Annotated in this window: 14 protein-coding genes; 11 read left to right on the top strand and 3 right to left on the bottom strand. The window is 44.6% G+C overall.

All coding sequences use genetic code 11. The features are described 5' to 3' along the window. Positions 1-36: 36 nt before the first annotated feature. From ACJV2T_RS01310 to rpiA, 4 genes are all read left to right on the top strand, one after another. A complete protein-coding gene (locus ACJV2T_RS01310; RefSeq protein WP_419398911.1) occupies positions 37-1,161 on the top strand; it encodes a diacylglycerol/lipid kinase family protein in 1,125 nt (374 codons plus the stop codon). Positions 1,162-1,196: 35 nt separating this feature from the next. Then, entirely contained in the window at positions 1,197-2,870 is a 1,674-nt protein-coding gene (gene pgm / locus ACJV2T_RS01305) for a phosphoglucomutase (alpha-D-glucose-1,6-bisphosphate-dependent) (protein ID WP_004134346.1), read from the top strand. A gap of 34 nt (positions 2,871-2,904) precedes the next feature. Continuing rightward, complete coding sequence (locus ACJV2T_RS01300; protein ID WP_419398910.1) at positions 2,905-4,026, top strand: ribonuclease H family protein; 1,122 nt, start codon at positions 2,905-2,907, stop codon at positions 4,024-4,026. A gap of 145 nt (positions 4,027-4,171) precedes the next feature. Next, positions 4,172-4,870: a ribose-5-phosphate isomerase RpiA gene (gene rpiA, locus ACJV2T_RS01295; RefSeq protein WP_004105437.1), complete on the top strand. Its 699-nt coding sequence runs from the start codon at positions 4,172-4,174 to the stop codon at positions 4,868-4,870. Positions 4,871-5,285: 415 nt separating this feature from the next. Here rpiA and ACJV2T_RS01290 read toward each other — a convergent pair whose 3' ends face one another. Both ACJV2T_RS01290 and ACJV2T_RS01285 read right to left on the bottom strand, forming a co-directional pair. Then, positions 5,286-5,375 (bottom strand): 30S ribosomal protein bS22, encoded by a 90-nt coding sequence (locus ACJV2T_RS01290; protein ID WP_004268639.1) that lies wholly within the window; start codon positions 5,373-5,375, stop codon positions 5,286-5,288. Between the two features lie 104 nt (positions 5,376-5,479). After that, a complete protein-coding gene (locus tag ACJV2T_RS01285; RefSeq protein WP_419398909.1) occupies positions 5,480-6,136 on the bottom strand; it encodes a hypothetical protein in 657 nt (218 codons plus the stop codon). A 107-nt stretch (positions 6,137-6,243) separates the two neighbouring features. On the opposite strand from ACJV2T_RS01285, the gene radA reads away from it, so the two are divergent. From radA to ACJV2T_RS01250, 7 genes are all read left to right on the top strand, one after another. Continuing rightward, positions 6,244-7,743, top strand: a complete 1,500-nt coding sequence (radA, locus tag ACJV2T_RS01280; protein WP_419398908.1) for a DNA repair protein RadA — start codon at positions 6,244-6,246, stop codon at positions 7,741-7,743. A gap of 53 nt (positions 7,744-7,796) precedes the next feature. After that, on the top strand, positions 7,797-9,302 hold the full coding sequence (locus ACJV2T_RS01275; RefSeq protein ID WP_419398907.1) for an adenosylhomocysteinase: 1,506 nt from the start codon (positions 7,797-7,799) through the stop codon (positions 9,300-9,302). Positions 9,303-9,422: 120 nt separating this feature from the next. After that, complete coding sequence (locus ACJV2T_RS01270) at positions 9,423-10,844, top strand: amidohydrolase family protein (RefSeq protein WP_119527060.1); 1,422 nt, start codon at positions 9,423-9,425, stop codon at positions 10,842-10,844. Between the two features lie 125 nt (positions 10,845-10,969). Then, complete coding sequence (locus ACJV2T_RS01265; protein ID WP_415683301.1) at positions 10,970-11,497, top strand: cupin domain-containing protein; 528 nt, start codon at positions 10,970-10,972, stop codon at positions 11,495-11,497. Positions 11,498-11,750: 253 nt separating this feature from the next. Then, entirely contained in the window at positions 11,751-12,596 is an 846-nt protein-coding gene (locus tag ACJV2T_RS01260) for an ABC transporter substrate-binding protein (protein WP_119527062.1), read from the top strand. 211 nt (positions 12,597-12,807) lie between these two features. After that, the gene (locus ACJV2T_RS01255; RefSeq protein WP_419398906.1) at positions 12,808-13,749 is read left to right on the top strand and encodes an amino acid ABC transporter permease; all 942 of its coding nucleotides are present in this window, start codon (positions 12,808-12,810) and stop codon (positions 13,747-13,749) included. Further along, positions 13,749-14,576, top strand: coding sequence for an amino acid ABC transporter ATP-binding protein (locus tag ACJV2T_RS01250; RefSeq protein WP_119527066.1), 828 nt, complete (start codon positions 13,749-13,751; stop codon positions 14,574-14,576). Before ACJV2T_RS01255 ends, ACJV2T_RS01250 begins: the two co-directional genes overlap by 1 nt. A 49-nt stretch (positions 14,577-14,625) precedes the next feature. Here the strand turns inward: ACJV2T_RS01250 and ribF are convergent, their stop codons facing one another. Then, positions 14,626-15,867, bottom strand: a complete 1,242-nt coding sequence (gene ribF, locus ACJV2T_RS01245; RefSeq protein WP_419398905.1) for a bifunctional riboflavin kinase/FMN adenylyltransferase — start codon at positions 15,865-15,867, stop codon at positions 14,626-14,628. Positions 15,868-15,897 lie beyond the last annotated feature (30 nt).

Below are 15,897 nucleotides of genomic sequence, written 5' to 3'. Positions count from 1 at the left end.
GTATTGTAGAAAAAATAATGTGCAAGAATAGGAGGTATGCCAACTATGCCTATTCAAGCGACTATTGCTCTTATGATGGTTGTATTCGCGCTTGTACTCGCGCCATTCGTCATCATGATTGTTTCGCGCGCTTTAAAACGTCATCATTTGGCAGAAAAACTTGCTAAACGACACGGCGACTCAGTGCATTACGCATTCATACTTAATCCTTCAAAACCGCAAGCGGAATCGTATCGCGAAAGTATTAAAAATTATTGCAAAGAACGCAATTTAACCTACGAAATTATTGATACGCAATTAGATAAAGATGGGCGCGAATGCGCTTTAGAAGCGCTTTCAAACGGAGCTAACGTAGTAGTAGCAGTAGGCGGAGATGGCACAGTTCGTACTGTTGCGAGCGCAGTAAGCGGTAAAGGTCATGCGATGGGAATTATTCCTATTGGAACTGGCAATCTTTTTGCTAGAAATATGGGAATTCCAGTAAACGACGTGGATGCTGCGTTGCGTGTTGCAACTTCTCACGGCTCTAGGCAGGTTGACGTTGGGCGCGTAACGATTCTCGACAATACAGAAGAAGATCATGGACACGCATTCTTAATTATTGCAGGCATTGGTTTTGACGCGTTAATGATTGACGACACTGATCCAAACTTAAAAAAGAATATTAGTTGGCTTGCTTATTTTGTTTCTGGCGTAAAGCATTTGTTTATGCCAAAATATCGCGCAACCGTCACCTTACAGCGTACGAATGGCGACGAAAGCGTGCTAAAAGGATTGTCTTTCCGCACACTTATGGCTGGAAATTGCGGTCAGATTCCTATGTTTTCGCTTATGCCAGAAGCAGCGTACGACGATGGCGTGCTTGATTTTGAGATTATTGACACTTCGGGCGGTTTAATTGGTTGGGCTAATTTGTTCCGAGGAGTAATACATCAAACGCTAACCGGGCGCGCGCTACAGCAGGATTCGCTTTCTGCAGGCTCAAGAATTGACCAAACGCAAGGTTTTAGCGCAGAAGTGCTATTAGAAAAATCTGCTCCAGTGCAAGTAGATGGCGACATTTTGGGCTATACGAAACATTTGCGCTTCACTGTTGACAAGCAAGCATTGTGCGTAAGAGTGCCAGCAAGCGTAAAAACCAGCGTTGCTGTGAGCAAATAATATAAAATACAAGCACCGTGGCAAAATAAAAAATTATGGTAGCAAAAAATGCGGGAATGCCCGCCACCCCAGAAGATCTAGTCGACGTCGACGCTTTGGTTGGCGCTTACTATGATGAAGTTCCAAATTCCAACATTCCAGAACAGCGCGTGATTTTCGGCACGTCCGGTCACCGTGGTTCTGCTTTGAAAACTTCGTTTAACGAAGCTCATATTGTGGCAATTACGCAAGCTATTGCTGAATATCGCAAAAAAGCTGGCGTAACTGGTCCTCTTTATATTGGTCGCGATACGCACGCTCTTTCTGAGCCTGCTCAAAAAACCGCTATTGAGGTTTTGGTTGCTAACGGAGTTCACGTTCGCGTGGATTCTCGCGGCGACTTCGTGCCAACTCCTGTTGTTTCTCAAGCTATTTTGACGCATAATCGCGCAGCCGACGGCACTCAGCGTTTTAGCGGCGACGGCTTGGCTGACGGCATTGTCGTCACTCCTTCGCACAACCCACCAACCGACGGTGGTTTTAAGTACGATCCTGTAACAGGCGGCCCTGCACCTGCAGATGTAACTAACGCAATTGCAGCTCGTGCAAACGAATTGCTCGACAATTACAAGTCCGTAAAGCGCGTACCTTTCGAGGAAGCAATCAAGTCTGACTTGGTTGAAGGCTTCGATTACCGCGAACACTACGTTAGCGATTTGGCTAATGTAATTGACTTCGATGTGATTCGCTCCAGCGGCGTGCGTTTGGGAATTGACCCACTCGGCGGCGCAAGCGTAAACTACTGGCCACTTATGAACGAAAAGTATGGCTTGAACATCGGCGTTGTGCGTCCAGAAGTTGACCCAACTTGGCGATTCATGACTATTGATCACGATGGCAAGATTCGTATGGATCCAAGCTCCCCTTACGCAATGAAGGGCTTAGTTGATCAGCTTAACGCTGGCGCTTGGGATAAGTACGATTTGGTTGGCGGCACCGATCCAGATGCTGACCGCCACGGTATTGTGTGCCCGAACTGGGGCGTTATGAACCCGAACCACTACATTGCAGTGTGCGTGGAGTATTTGTTCGGCGGCGCTCGCCCGGATTGGCCAAAGAATACTGCTATCGGCAAGACGCTTGTGTCTTCTTCCTTGATCGACCGCGTGGCTGCTTCTATTAACGCAAAGCTTGTGGAAGTTCCTGTTGGCTTCAAGTGGTTCGTTGACCCACTCTTTAGCGGCGAAGTTGCTTTCGGCGGCGAGGAAAGCTCCGGCATGAGCTTCTTGCGCAAGGATGGCCGCGTGTGGACCACCGATAAGGATGGTTTGATTCCTGATTTGCTCGCTGCGGAAATTACTGCAAAGACTGGCAAGAACCCAGCTCAGCTTCACCAGGATCAGGTTGCTCGCTTTGGCGAAAGCTGGTATAAGCGCGTCGATACCCCAACCACGCTTGAGCAAAAGCAGAAGTTCGCAGCTTTGAGCGGTGACGACGTTGAAGCAACCAAGCTTGCTGGCGAAGATATTACCGCAAAGCTTACGGAAGCTCCTGGAAACGGCGCAAAGATTGGCGGCTTGAAGGTGACAACTAAGAACAACTGGTTCGCTGCTCGCCCATCTGGTACCGAGAATATTTACAAGGTTTACGCAGAATCCTTCGTTTCTCCAGAAGCACTTGACAAGGTGCTTGAGGAAGCTACTGCTGTAGTCGACAAGGCTTTAGCGTAACGTAATAATCTTGCGTAAATAAAGAATCTACTAATTGCGCTGGTTGCAATCTGCAGCCGGCGCATTTTTGAAAGGTTTTGTCATGATTGTTGTTTCTACAGACGGTTCCGCGCTCGGAAACCCAAACGGTTCAATGGGTTGGGCGTGGGCAGACCACATTGACGAGTCTGGTAGCTCTAACGAACACCATCACACAGGCAATGCAGATGCTGGCGGCGCAACTAATGGCACAAATCAAATTGGCGAATTATGCGCTGTTTTGGAAGCTTTACGAGCACATCCTGGAAGCGAGCCGCTCACAATCGAAAGTGATTCACAATACGCTATAAACTGCGCAACTACGTGGATTCACGGATGGAAAAAGAACGGTTGGAAAAACTCTAAAAACGAGCCTGTTAAAAACTCTGAGCTGATTCGCGCAATCGACGCGGAAATTACTAAGCGCGAAGGTGCCGTAAAATTCGTGTGGGTTAAGGGACACGCAGGAAACGCAGGAAACGAAAAAGTTGATACATTAGCACGCGGATATGCGGAAGATTGCCGAAATGGTTTGAAGGATGGATACTTGCCTTTAGAAGGCTGGAAGTCGCTTCTTGCTTCTGAATATGCAAAAGGTACGAATGTGCCAAGTGATGCGAAAATGCTTTTAGATGGCAAAATTTCCAATGCAGAATATCATCTTGAACGCACAGTTGGCGAAGATATTAATCCTGATTTTTCTGCACAAAATAGTAAAAACGATAGTGATTTAACTGAATCTACGAATGAGTCAGCGCGCGAACAAACGCAAGAAGCAGAATGTGAAACAGCGCGCGAACAAGAGCGTGAAACAAAGCGTGAAACAAAGCGTGAAACGTTAGAAAATAGCGAAAAAGATGCACTATCAATAGAAAATGAACAAGATTTACACCAACAAGACGCTATAACTATTGTTCAAGAAGTTCCAAAAACAAAGCAAAATGTTACGCAAACTGCATCTAAAGCAGTTCAAGGATTAAGCGTTTCTGGCGTGCTGCAGTTTACTCCTCCACCAAACACAAGCCCAAGTTTTAACGGCGAAGCGCGTTTTATTTCCGGCACAATCAACGTAAGCGGATACGTCGAGCCAGACGGCACCTTGCATTTATCTCCAACCGCCTTCTACCTAAATCAATGATAAAGGCATACTAAAAATCTGCACGCAGACTAATATGGAAATGTACGAAAATGAGGCACGCATAAAAGCACAAAGCCTCTCCCGCAAATAGCGATGGAAGTTCATCGGCGAACTCGGGAATAACAAAAACAAGAAAGCAGGAATAATGGATAAAGCACAACAAGATGCGCTTAAAAAGGCAGCAGGCATTGAAGCCGCGAAGATTGTAAAGAATGGAATGATGGTTGGTCTTGGCACCGGCTCTACAGTGCGCTTCTTGGTTGACGAACTTGGCCGCAGAGTTAAGGAAGAAGGCTTGAGCTTCACAGGAGTCACCACTTCTCGTCGCACGCAAGAGCAAGCAGAAGGCTACGGCATTAAGATTCTCGACATTAACGAAGTGGATCACATTGACGTTACAATCGATGGTTCTGACGAAGTTGACAAGAATTTCAACGGTATTAAAGGCGGCGGCGCAGCTCTTCTTTGGGAAAAGATTGTGGCTATTAATTCAGACCGCATTGTGTGGATTGTTGACGCAAGCAAGGTAGTCGACACGATTGGCAAGTTCCCACTTCCTGTTGAGGTTATTCCATTCGGCTCCGCGCAGGTGATTCGTAAGTTCGAAAAGCGCGGATATAAGCCAGTTTTGCGTCTTGATGCGGACGGCAAGGAAGTGCGCACCGACGAGAACAACTTCGTGGTTGATTTGCACATGGAACGCATTGAGCATCCGCAGGAGTTGGCGAAGGATTTGATTGAGACTGTTGGCGTTGTGGAACACGGCTTGTTCTTGAACATGGTTGACACTGTGATCGTCGGCGATCCAAACGGTCCTCGCACGCTTACAAACCCAAATAAGTAACGAAACTAAGCGCAACTAAATAAAACGAAAGTAGAGTCCGCAAACGCGGGCTCTATTTTTTTATTACTGCACGGAGTGTCCAGAAAAAGGGGTACATATCAGGTACCTAAGTAAACAAAACCAAGAACACTCCCCCAACTTTGTGTACTTATCTGGTACCTAAGTAAACAAAACCAAGAACCCTTCCACGACTTTGTGTACTTAAGTAGCGTGTCAGTACACAAAACCAAGAACACTCCCCCGAATTTGTTTACTTACTGGGTACCTAAGTAAACAAAACCAAGAATGGCTACTTGATTTTGTTTACTTATGGAGCGCATTAAAGCGAAAACAAAAAAGCGCCGGAAAAACCGACGCTTTAAAAAAGTCTTACGTGCCTAAACGTTCAGACACGCATCAACGCATAGCAAGAAAATTACTTGCGCTGGTGACGAGTCTTACGCAGCAGTTTGCGGTGCTTCTTCTTGCTCATCCGCTTGCGGCGCTTCTTGATGACAGAACCCATCTGAAGCCTCCATTCCTATGTAAAGTGTGCAACTTGCCTAATGTTACACCGTTTGAACGACTTTGTGGAGTGATATTACAAAGAACATCATTTTTTACAACAATTTACATTGGGAATTTGTGATAAAAACGCTCTACTGCTTGCTTTGCGCCTTTCACTTCAAAAACAGCAGTATCGTTCTGCCACAATGCACTAGCTTGCGATTTATCATTTTCATCATTTCGCAACACATAGCTACCGGAAGTCTTACCAGAAACTTGAATTTTTCCACTTGTAATATCAGAACCCTTAAGTCCATCAACTAACGCTTCATACTGCTTGTTCGCAGAATCGCGATTCGACCATTGAGCAACAGTTACAGACACTTCCCCATCTGGCTGACCAGTTGAGTACTTAACAGAATACTCTTCCAAAGGCGACGATTCAGTCCAATTTGCACTAGGTATAGCGTCAACACGAGCGAAATCAAGTACGCTATCTGGCATAGCCTTAAGCAATGCCGTAGAAGATGCTGGCAAAGGTTTCGATGGTATAGAAGGCGTTTTAGGCATTACCATATGATTTTTGCTCGCAACATTTTCGTGATTCAATGCCCAACCTGGCCACATAAACGCTGAAATTAAAGCCAAAACCACAATTACTGCAGCTGAAGTCAACACAACTAATAACTTGCTGTGTGATGAATTATTGACACTTGAGGAATTCATATTCAACGCACCCATCTTTGAAGCATTCATACTTGAAGCATTCGATTTCGACATACTTGCATTATGTCACATCGCGATGACGCTTTTAGCACGCAAAAACGCTTTACAATCAAAAACAAATACAAAATATGATTGTCTAATAAAGCGTATAGCGTCGAGATATGGCTAGTAAATCTACTCTTCACTATTTATGCTCCGAATGCGGCTGGAGCGGCTCAAAATGGTACGGTCGCTGCCCTGAATGTGGCGAATGGGGCACAGTGAACGAGTTTAGAGAAGCGCGAGTTAGCGGATTATCTCGTACAACACGTGCATCGCGAGCAACAGCAATGCACACAACAGCATCGCGCACCTATTCACCAGATAGCATAACTACTTCCAATCGCAATATCGCGCATTCAACTCTCGATTCAACAACGTCCGCGCAACCAATTAGCGAAATTCAAGCAGACGACGCAATGCGCATCCACACTGGTTTTAGCGAATTCGATCGCGTATTAGGCGGAGGACTTGTGCCAGGCTCCGTAACTCTTGTAGCTGGAGAGCCAGGTATCGGAAAATCAACACTACTTCTAAAAACAGCAGCTTACGTATCTAAACAATCAAAAGAAAGCAACACTCCCCCTGTATTGTATATTTCCGGCGAGGAATCAGCAGCGCAAGTTAAATTGCGCGCGTCTAGAATTAACGCTGTAAACGATTATTTATTACTTGCAACAACAGGCGATCTTGACACTGTACTAGATCTTATTGAAACGCATCATCCTACGCTTGCTATTGTCGATTCTGCGCAAACGATTTCCGCACAAGAAGTAGATGGCATTACAGGCGGTTCTACACAAGTTAGAGAAGTTGCGAGCGCACTTATAGACGTTGCTAAAACTAACAATATTCCGATACTTTTAGTTGGGCACGTTACAAAAGATGGTTCAATAGCAGGACCGCGTACGCTTGAGCATTTAGTCGACACAGTATGTCAATTTGAGGGCGATACACAAACAGCGTTACGCATGCTAAGAGCTGTAAAGAATCGCTTTGGACCTACAGACGAAGTTGGCTGCTTCGATATGAGCGGTGAAGGAATTGAGGAAGTGCCGGATCCTTCCGGACTGTTTTTGTCTTCTACAGAAAACGATAATCAAGGTAAAAATGCGCAAGATGGCACAAACGACGGAACTTGCGTCACTTTTACGCTTGAAGGACACAGAAGCCTGCCGATTGAAATACAATCACTTGTAACGCAATCAGCTCTGCCCACTCCTCGCCGTGCAGTTTCAGGTGTTGATTCTAACCGTCTTGCAATGCTTACAGCAGTTTTGTATCGTCACGGACACGTTAATTTACTTGCAAAAGATTTGTACGTATCTACTATTGCAGGAGCGTTGGCAAAAGAGCCATCTTGCGACTTGGCAATTGTAGCAGCTTTAACTAGCGCTGCCGCCGGGAAAGCAGTAACTCCTCAAACTTGCGCAATTGGTGAGATGAGCTTAACTGGTCAAGTTCGCCCAGTGCCAAGAATAGAGCCGCGATTGCGTGAGGCTGCGCGAATAGGATATAAGCGCGCTGTTGTGTGCCCGCTTCGAAAAAAGATTAATATTCCAGGATTGCAGATTGTTGAAGTGCGCAACGTTCGAGATGCGTTACAAGCGCTTGGATTGTGAAGATTCGTGATTTTATAGATTTGCAATTTTAGGAATTAATATAGGAGTTTAATATGATTGACTTTAGCGAATGGGTGTCTGTTGCTTCGCAAATGACAAATCGCTCGCTTGCTGGATCGCGCGTGCTTGTTGACGATACTGCAGAAAATAATACTTACGATAGTGCTGAAAATAATACTAAAAATAACAACAAAAATATTGAAAAATTCCTAAAAAGCTCACAGTCCTGGGGAATAATTCCTACAACCTGCAAAAAAGATGCAGATTTTGACGCCACACAATCATTAGAAAACCTAAAAAACACTACTATTAACGCCCCTAGCTTAAGCGGAAAAGACGCAATCGACTACGCGCAAAAACACATGCCCGTGATGCAAACACTTCTTAGCGAATTGCGAAAAAAAGAACTTGACTTGCAAGGAGTCAGAATAGCTGTTTGCCTTGTGTTGGAGCCAAAAACAGCTGTGTTACTTAGGGAATTACACGCTTATGGAGCAACAGTTGGCGTTTTTTGTGCACCAGACGAAACGGATCAGCGAGTAGCAGATCAGCTTAAAAAAGAAGGAATTGTAGTACAAGCAAATCGCAGTTGGACACCTGCACAAACACACGAAGGCGCACTAAAACTCTTAGACGAAATACAGCCAAACATAATCATTGACGACGGAGCTAGTTTTGCACGACTGGCAAGCTTAGAGCGCCCGCAAATCGCCGAAAAACTAATAGGAGTTGCGGAAGAAACAACAAGCGGAGTGCGCGCTTTCGAAGCAATGCAAGAAGCTGGCCAGCTAAACTACCCAGTAATCGCAGTAAACAACAGCGCCTTAAAAACCGACTTTGACAACCGGCACGGGACTGGCGAAACATGCGTTACAACAATGCAGAAAGTTCTTGGAAGCGCATGTTTTAGAAACGCTAAAGTTACGGTAGTTGGGTATGGCCCGGTTGGTCGCGGTTTTGCATTAAGAATACGCGCTCTCGGCGCTAACGTTACTATTTGCGACACAAATCCAGTTCAATCTTTGCGCGCAGTATTCGACGGATTTGAAGCTAAAAACCTTGAATGCGCTGTTACTTCAAGCACAATGATTGTTTCGGCAACTGGAGTTCGTCACACTATAACTTTGCAACACATGCAAAAAATGCAAGAAAATGCGATTTTGGCAGTTATTGGCGGAATCGCAAACGAAATTGCGCTAGACGAAATACGCGATTTTAAGCCAATTGTTGGAACATCGCAAAGGCAAATTCAGGTTCCGAACGGCCCACAAATCACACTGATAAGCGAAGGCGACGGAACCAACTACACTACTGGAGGCGGAAATCCGATTGAAATAATGGACTTTAGTTTTGCAGTTCAGGTGAGCGCAGTTGCATATTTACTAGAGCACAATGGGAAAAATCGCCTTAATGCTGGAATATACCAGCTACCCGAAGCTTCCGATAACCAAATAGCAAGTATTGCATTAGAAAAACGAGGTTACAGCGCGAGTGAAGCTAATAAAAACAACGGCTACAGATGGGATTTAACGCGATTTGCAGAAGAAGAATCAAATTAACTAAAATTCAATTAACAAAAGTTCAATTGACTAAAATCTAATTAACAAAAACATAATAAAACTGAGCAATAATAAAGTAAAACAACGAAATTATTTAATAACAATTCCATAAGGAACACAATGCTTCAAGATCCAATACGCGCACTCGCCCACCCAACGCCACTTAACGAAGTCACATTGTATAGCGCAGCGATGGTTATTCCAGTAACAGGACCTATTATTACCGAAGGAGCCGTAGCAGTATCTAACGGACACGTTGTACACGTTGGAACAAGACAGTGGGTGCTGAACACTCTAAAAGACGAGATGCCAAGCGAATCCTACAAGCAAATGTTCAACAATGAGAAGCATTGGCATGGGCTTATGACACCTGGCCTTATTAACGCCCACACGCATTTGCAATACACGAATATGGCAAGCGTTGGACTAGGAGAATATCGCAATTTTCACGATTGGGAACAGGGATTCAACGTCGTATACGACAAGCTCCAAGAAGAAAAGAAACAAAACCCTTCTATAACGCCTTGGAAAACTTCAGCATACGAAGGCGCCAGAATGATGGTTGAAGCTGGCACAACTGCTGCAGCCGATATTGTAACCGACATTGAAGCCGTTGGAGCGCTCGCAAGCCAGGGAATGCACGGAATAGCCTACTGGGAAGTAATGGGCTGGAAAAACGTTGATTGGAAGGAAGAAGGCTACGCTAAGCTGCTTAAAATGCTTGAGCATATGATGAACAATGGAAGCGTGCCAAGCATAGGAATTAGCCCACACGCTCCTTACAGCTTAGAAACTGAGCCTTTTGTGGACTTGCCGGATATTGCAAGACAGCTGAACATGCGATTGCATATACACTTGGCCGAAACCCCAATGGAAGCAGGAAATCACGCAGATACTCTGACCACGTATTCAGCTCCAGATTGGAACGCAAACATTTGGACAAGCTACAGCGAGCTGAAAGAGCACGGAATGACAGCTTCCGCAATTCAGTTTTTGGATCAGCTTGGCTCTCTTGGGCCAGACGTTCATATTGCGCACGGAGTTTGGGCAGATGGCGAAGATAGAAGGATTTTACGTCAGCGTGGAGTTGGAGTTGCGCTTTGCCCAAGATCTAACCGCATTACTGTTACAGAAAGAGACGCACCAATTCGCGACTACATGGAAGAAGGTAATTTGCTTGCTATTGGCACGGATTCGCTATCTTCTTCACCATCTCTTGACGTTTTGGACGATGCCGCGAAAGTTTACGATTTAGCAACAGCTCAAGGTTATAGAAAAGATGATTTATCTCATCGAATTATAAGAATGATGACTTTGGGCGGAGCAAGCGTTATGGGCCTACACGTTGGACCACACAGAATTGGTCAGATTAACGCTGGAGCTACAGCAGATCTTTCTTTCTTTGATATTCAAACCGATACGGATTCTCCTCAAGGAATTGAGGAAACTTTGCACAATTTTGTTCGCCACGGTGCCGGTAGTGCGAAGGCTACCGTTATTTCTGGAAATCTTGCTTATAACGACGGTGCATTTGCAAAGTAGCGCTTGCAAAGTAGCGCTTGCAAAGTAGCGCTTACGCGACAATACTTACAAAATATCGCCTACCAAACACTTACCCAGCAAAACAACAAAATACAAGTCAAATCAAATAAAAATAGGATATTACAATGAGTGTCAGCTTAGAAAATATGAGCGATTACGCAAAGAATCTAGTTAAAGAACTGCACCTAGAAGCCCACCCAGAAGGCGGCTGGTATAACCGCGACTGGCAAGCATCGCAGCTTTACAACGAAGCCAACACTGAAAATATTTCAGACGCGAGCGCAATCAATACGAAAGTCGACGAGAACGCTAGTGCAGACGCACCAAGACCATTGGCATCGCTTATTTACTTCCTTCTTCCCGCTGGAGATTCAAGCGCATGGCATAAGGTTGACGCAGACGAGATTTGGCTTTGGCACGGACCTGCAAATCTTACGATTGAGCTTGGAGGATGCGCTAAAAGCCCTTGTGACGAAGCTGATTTGCAGAGATTTACACTTGGAAATAGTGAGAATAGTAAAGGCTTAGAAGTGCGTGGACACCTTGTGATTCCTGCTGGAACTTGGCAGCGAACAGTTCCTAGCAATGCAGATGTTCTAGTTTCGTGCGTTGTAAGTCCTGGATTTACTTTTAGCGGATTTGATTTAGCTTAAAGATTTGTGCGTCACGCTGATTTTTCGCGGATTCTATAACTTGCTATAAGTAACTGCAATAACAACAGGGCTTACTATTCCGGTATCTTAATATAGACTTGTTTTGCGCAGCTTACTCACGCACTTGCCGCACGCACTTGCGTAAATACAGAAGAATCGCAGAATCTGCTACGCGAAGTACATAATTTATACAATAAAATTTCGAAAGTATTGCAATTATCAGCCAATACACAATGATATAAAAGGAGAGAATATGACTATTCGTTATCGTAAGACGCTGATTAAACATGCTATAAGGTTTGCAGCAGCTCTGCTAAGCGTAGCAACTTTAGCAGGAACCGCAGCATGCGGCGGAAGTAAGCCTGAAGGTAACAAAACTGTAGAAGCAAATGTGCTCACAGTTGGAACCGCTCAGCCAGCATACGAGCCGTGGATTCACAATAACAAGCCTGAAAACGGCGAAGGATTCGAATCAGCAGTTGCGTACGCTGTGGCCAAAAAGCTCGGCTACGATAAAAGTCATGTTAAGTGGGTTCGCACAACTTTCGACTCTGCCGTAACCCCTGGTCCAAAAGATTTTGATTTTAACATTCAGCAGTTCTCGATCACAGAAGAACGCAAGAAAACAGTAGACTTCTCCCCAAGCTACTACAACGCAACTCAGTCCGTAGTAGTTAAAAAAGACGGAAAATTCGCTTCAGCTAAGTCGCTTGCAGATTTGAAGTCCTCTACTATTGGCGCAATGGTTGGAACTACTAGCTACGATGCTGCTAAGAAGATTAAGGGCGATATTCAAACCTTTAACGACAACGATGCTTTAGCTCAAGCTTTGAACTCAGGTCAAATTGACGCACTTGTTATAGACACTCCTTCTGCTTTCGTAATGGTTCAAACCGACGAAGTTAAGAACAGCACTGTGGTTGGTCAGATTGCTGGTTCTGAAGATAAGGAAGGCATGGGAATTGTGCTTCCTAAGGATTCGAAGCTCACTAAAGATGTTACTAAAGCTATTAATGAACTTGAGAAAGACGGTACGCTTAAGAAGCTGCAAGATAAGTGGCTTGCTGAGTTTACGACTAAAGTTCGCGAGTTGAAGTAAAGCAAAACTCGCGCCATACCAAACGAATTGTAAAATAAGCTATATATTTAAGCGGTAAATTTAAGTGCGCAATCACTTTGATTTACCGCTTAAATAATTTCAGATAAAACACATTTATTTTAATTAAATAAATAATCGTTTGAAGTACTTAAATGCTTTAGTACAATAACTAAGGAATGTTCATCGCGTTGAAAGGCTTAAGGCTACGCCAATGACAGCACTTACAGGCAATACTGCTGAAACCCGAACGAATAAAACAACATCCGCAGAAGACTACAATGTCAATACGTCAAGCAAAGCGAACGTAGAAAACGCAAACATAAGCAAAGTAGAGCGGAATCGTCGACTTATAAGAAAGAAGCAGAATCTACGTTCTGTAGGAATCAGTATTCTCAGCACTGTTGTTCTTGTTGGAGTTGTTGTTATAACGCTTGCAATGAGCCCAGGTTGGCCAAGAGTACGCGAAACATTCTTCTCTGGCAAATACTTTATGATATCTTTGCCATCTGTTTTGCAAGGTTTAATGCTTAATTTGCAAGTTCTTGTATTCGCTGTTATTGGTGTGGCAATACTCGGAACTTTAATCGCAGTTATACGCACAAGCACAAGCCCACTGCTGTTCCCTTTGCGAGTCATAGCGCAATTTTATACGACTATTATGCGCGGCATACCAATGCTTGTTGTGCTTTACTTAATCGGCTTTGGCATACCTGGATTGCAACTTTTTGGACGCATTCCGCCGTCAATACTTGGCACAATCGCCATTGTTATGAGCTACTCCGCATATGTCGGAGAGGTATTGCGAGCAGGTTTTGAGGACGTTCACCCTTCTATGCGAGCATCCGCAAGATCGTTAGGATTAACATCCGGGCAAACTGTGCGATTAGTGGTAATTCCGCTTGGTTTAAGGAAAGTTGCGCCTGCATTAATGAACGATTTTATATCAATGCAAAAAGACGCTGGACTTATATCTGTTTTAGGTGCTGTTGACGCTGTTAGAGCTGCGCAAATATCTGTTGCAACTTCTTATAATTTTACGCCTTACGTTGTGGCAAGCGTCGTGTTCATAGCGCTAAGTATTCCGTTTATTGTGCTGAACGATTGGTATACAGCAAGGTTGCGCAAACGCGAGCTTAACGGAGGAACTGTGTGATGAATAACTTAAATCAGCGTGAAAATCAGAAAGCAAATCAGAAAGCAAATCAGAAAATGAGCGAGCAAACAAACGCAAACGATAACTCAGATTCAACTCCAGTTTTGCGCTTAAGCAATATTCGTAAATCATATAACTCAACTCCTGTTCTTAAGGGTATTTCGTTTGATATCGCTTCACACGAAGTAGTGGCACTTCTTGGCCCTTCCGGAAGCGGAAAATCCACTCTTATGAAGTGCATTAATTTGCTTGAGTGCGTGGACGACGGGCAAATTTGGCTTGGAAATACGGATATTACTGACCCTCGCGTAAACCAGGATAAAATACGGTCTCAAATTGGAGTCGTATTCCAACAATTCAATCTTTTCACGCACATGACCGTTTTGGATAACGTTACTTTAGCCGCACGTAAAGTACACCACTGGGATAAAGATCGCGCAGAAAGCCGCGCAATGGAGCTTCTAGCTAGGATTAAGCTTGAAAATAAAGCAAAGTCTTATCCTGATCAGCTTTCTGGTGGACAGCAGCAGAGAGTTGCGATTGCGCGAGCGCTTATGACAAGTCCACAGCTTTTACTTTTAGATGAGATTACTTCCGCTCTTGACCCTATGCTCGTTGGTGAAGTTTTAGACATGGTTTCGGAGCTAAAAGCACAAGGAACAACAATCCTGATGGCAACGCACGAAATGCATTTCGCACACGAAGCAGCAGACAGGATTGTTTTGCTGAGAAACGGCATTGTGGCAGAAAACGGAACGCCATACGAAGTTATGGACGCATGCACAGACCCAGAAACGCAAAACTTCTTTAAGTCGTTCCACCACTAAAGCAAACGTGACTATCTGAAAGTTACTAACTAAAAGCTAGTTTTTAAGATTAAATATTTTCTGACTGCGTAATCTCGCGCACTTGCTCAACATTAGCTTTGAGCATATCTTTTAGCGCGTCAACTGAGTCAAAAACCCGTTGCGGACGCAAGAAACTAGCAAACTCAATGCAAACGCGATGCCCGTACAAGTCTTTCCAATCGTCGAACAATCCGTAAGCTTCAACAGTGCGCTCTGCATCTTCTTCGCCATCTTTATTAAATGTTGGCTTAGTTCCAATAGAAATCGCAGCAGGCCAACGCCACGGAGAATGAACGCCTAAATGAAGCTCATCACGACGCAAAACACTCACATCTGGAACAGCATTTTTCGATGGCCTGACATCGTTCTTATTGTCAGCATCTAAATCAACAACCCAACCTGCATACACGCCATCAACTGGCACATAGCCTTCAATTTTTTCGCCAAGATTTACTGTTGGGAATCCAATCTCGCGCCCACGCTCGTCTCCATGAACTACTGTTCCTTCAACGCGATGCGGCTGATCCAAAATTTCACGCGCTTCTTTGACTCGACCAGTAGCCAACATCCAGCGCACATTTGTAGAGCTCCAAGCACGCACTTTCTTATTTGGCATGCTCTTACTCCAAGCACGATATTCAGCTTTATTCATGCCCTCAGAAGGATCTTTAGGATCTCCAGGCTCCTGTGGAACTTCATGAACAATAGGATCAGGCACGCGAACGTCATCTGGACCCAAATCCTCTACTTCAATAAGCTCAAAAACTCCAGTTGCTTGAGACAACTCGCGAATTGCTTTGATATCACCAGCACGACGAGCACCAAGCGCAGCATCAGAGCCAAGAACTAATGCTCGCATACCAAGCTTTCCAACAAGCTGGCCTAAGAAGAAACGGTACGATTTTGCAGCAAAAGCAAGGCTGTAGCGCACAATCACAACATGATCAACATCCAACTGCGACATCACGCGCAAACGTTGACGCACGCTTGTAAGAGCATCCGGATCGTCCGGAAGTTTAGAATTAACGTCGCCAAAATCATCGTATAAATCAGGATTAGCATGCACTACGCTTGGACGTGGATCAAACATAATCACTACTGAAAACGCTCCATGACGATGCGCAAGATCCACAGTACGACGAATAACCTCGCGATGACCTTTGTGCATGCCGTCGAATACGCCAATGGTAACAACCGCTTTACGCTCCGCACTTAACGTTGGCCAATTAATCATGCCGTTGGCATCTGGTCGAATGTCGATGACCTTCATGATATCCTTACTATCCGCGTTCAAGCATTA

Source organism: Gardnerella phocaeensis, from assembly GCF_048545075.1.
Taxonomy (GTDB): domain Bacteria; phylum Actinomycetota; class Actinomycetes; order Actinomycetales; family Bifidobacteriaceae; genus Bifidobacterium; species Bifidobacterium vaginale_J.
The sequence above is the reverse complement of the archived record's forward strand: the minus strand, read 5'-3'. Positions and strand labels throughout refer to the sequence as shown.

Excerpts from the sequence above, each read along its gene's own strand:
- ACJV2T_RS01310 (WP_419398911.1), top strand. The coding sequence starts at position 37 with ATGCCAACTATGCCTATTCAAGCGACTATTGCTCTTATGATGGTTGTA.
- pgm (WP_004134346.1), top strand. The coding sequence starts at position 1,197 with ATGGTAGCAAAAAATGCGGGAATGCCCGCCACCCCAGAAGATCTAGTC.
- rpiA (WP_004105437.1), top strand. The coding sequence starts at position 4,172 with ATGGATAAAGCACAACAAGATGCGCTTAAAAAGGCAGCAGGCATTGAA.
- ACJV2T_RS01290 (WP_004268639.1), bottom strand. The coding sequence starts at position 5,375 with ATGGGTTCTGTCATCAAGAAGCGCCGCAAGCGGATGAGCAAGAAGAAG.
- ACJV2T_RS01285 (WP_419398909.1), bottom strand. The coding sequence starts at position 6,136 with ATGTCGAAATCGAATGCTTCAAGTATGAATGCTTCAAAGATGGGTGCG.
- radA (WP_419398908.1), top strand. The coding sequence starts at position 6,244 with ATGGCTAGTAAATCTACTCTTCACTATTTATGCTCCGAATGCGGCTGG.
- ACJV2T_RS01275 (WP_419398907.1), top strand. The coding sequence starts at position 7,797 with ATGATTGACTTTAGCGAATGGGTGTCTGTTGCTTCGCAAATGACAAAT.
- ACJV2T_RS01270 (WP_119527060.1), top strand. The coding sequence starts at position 9,423 with ATGCTTCAAGATCCAATACGCGCACTCGCCCACCCAACGCCACTTAAC.
- ACJV2T_RS01265 (WP_415683301.1), top strand. The coding sequence starts at position 10,970 with ATGAGTGTCAGCTTAGAAAATATGAGCGATTACGCAAAGAATCTAGTT.
- ACJV2T_RS01260 (WP_119527062.1), top strand. The coding sequence starts at position 11,751 with ATGACTATTCGTTATCGTAAGACGCTGATTAAACATGCTATAAGGTTT.
- ACJV2T_RS01255 (WP_419398906.1), top strand. The coding sequence starts at position 12,808 with ATGACAGCACTTACAGGCAATACTGCTGAAACCCGAACGAATAAAACA.
- ACJV2T_RS01250 (WP_119527066.1), top strand. The coding sequence starts at position 13,749 with ATGAATAACTTAAATCAGCGTGAAAATCAGAAAGCAAATCAGAAAGCA.
- ribF (WP_419398905.1), bottom strand. The coding sequence starts at position 15,867 with ATGAAGGTCATCGACATTCGACCAGATGCCAACGGCATGATTAATTGG.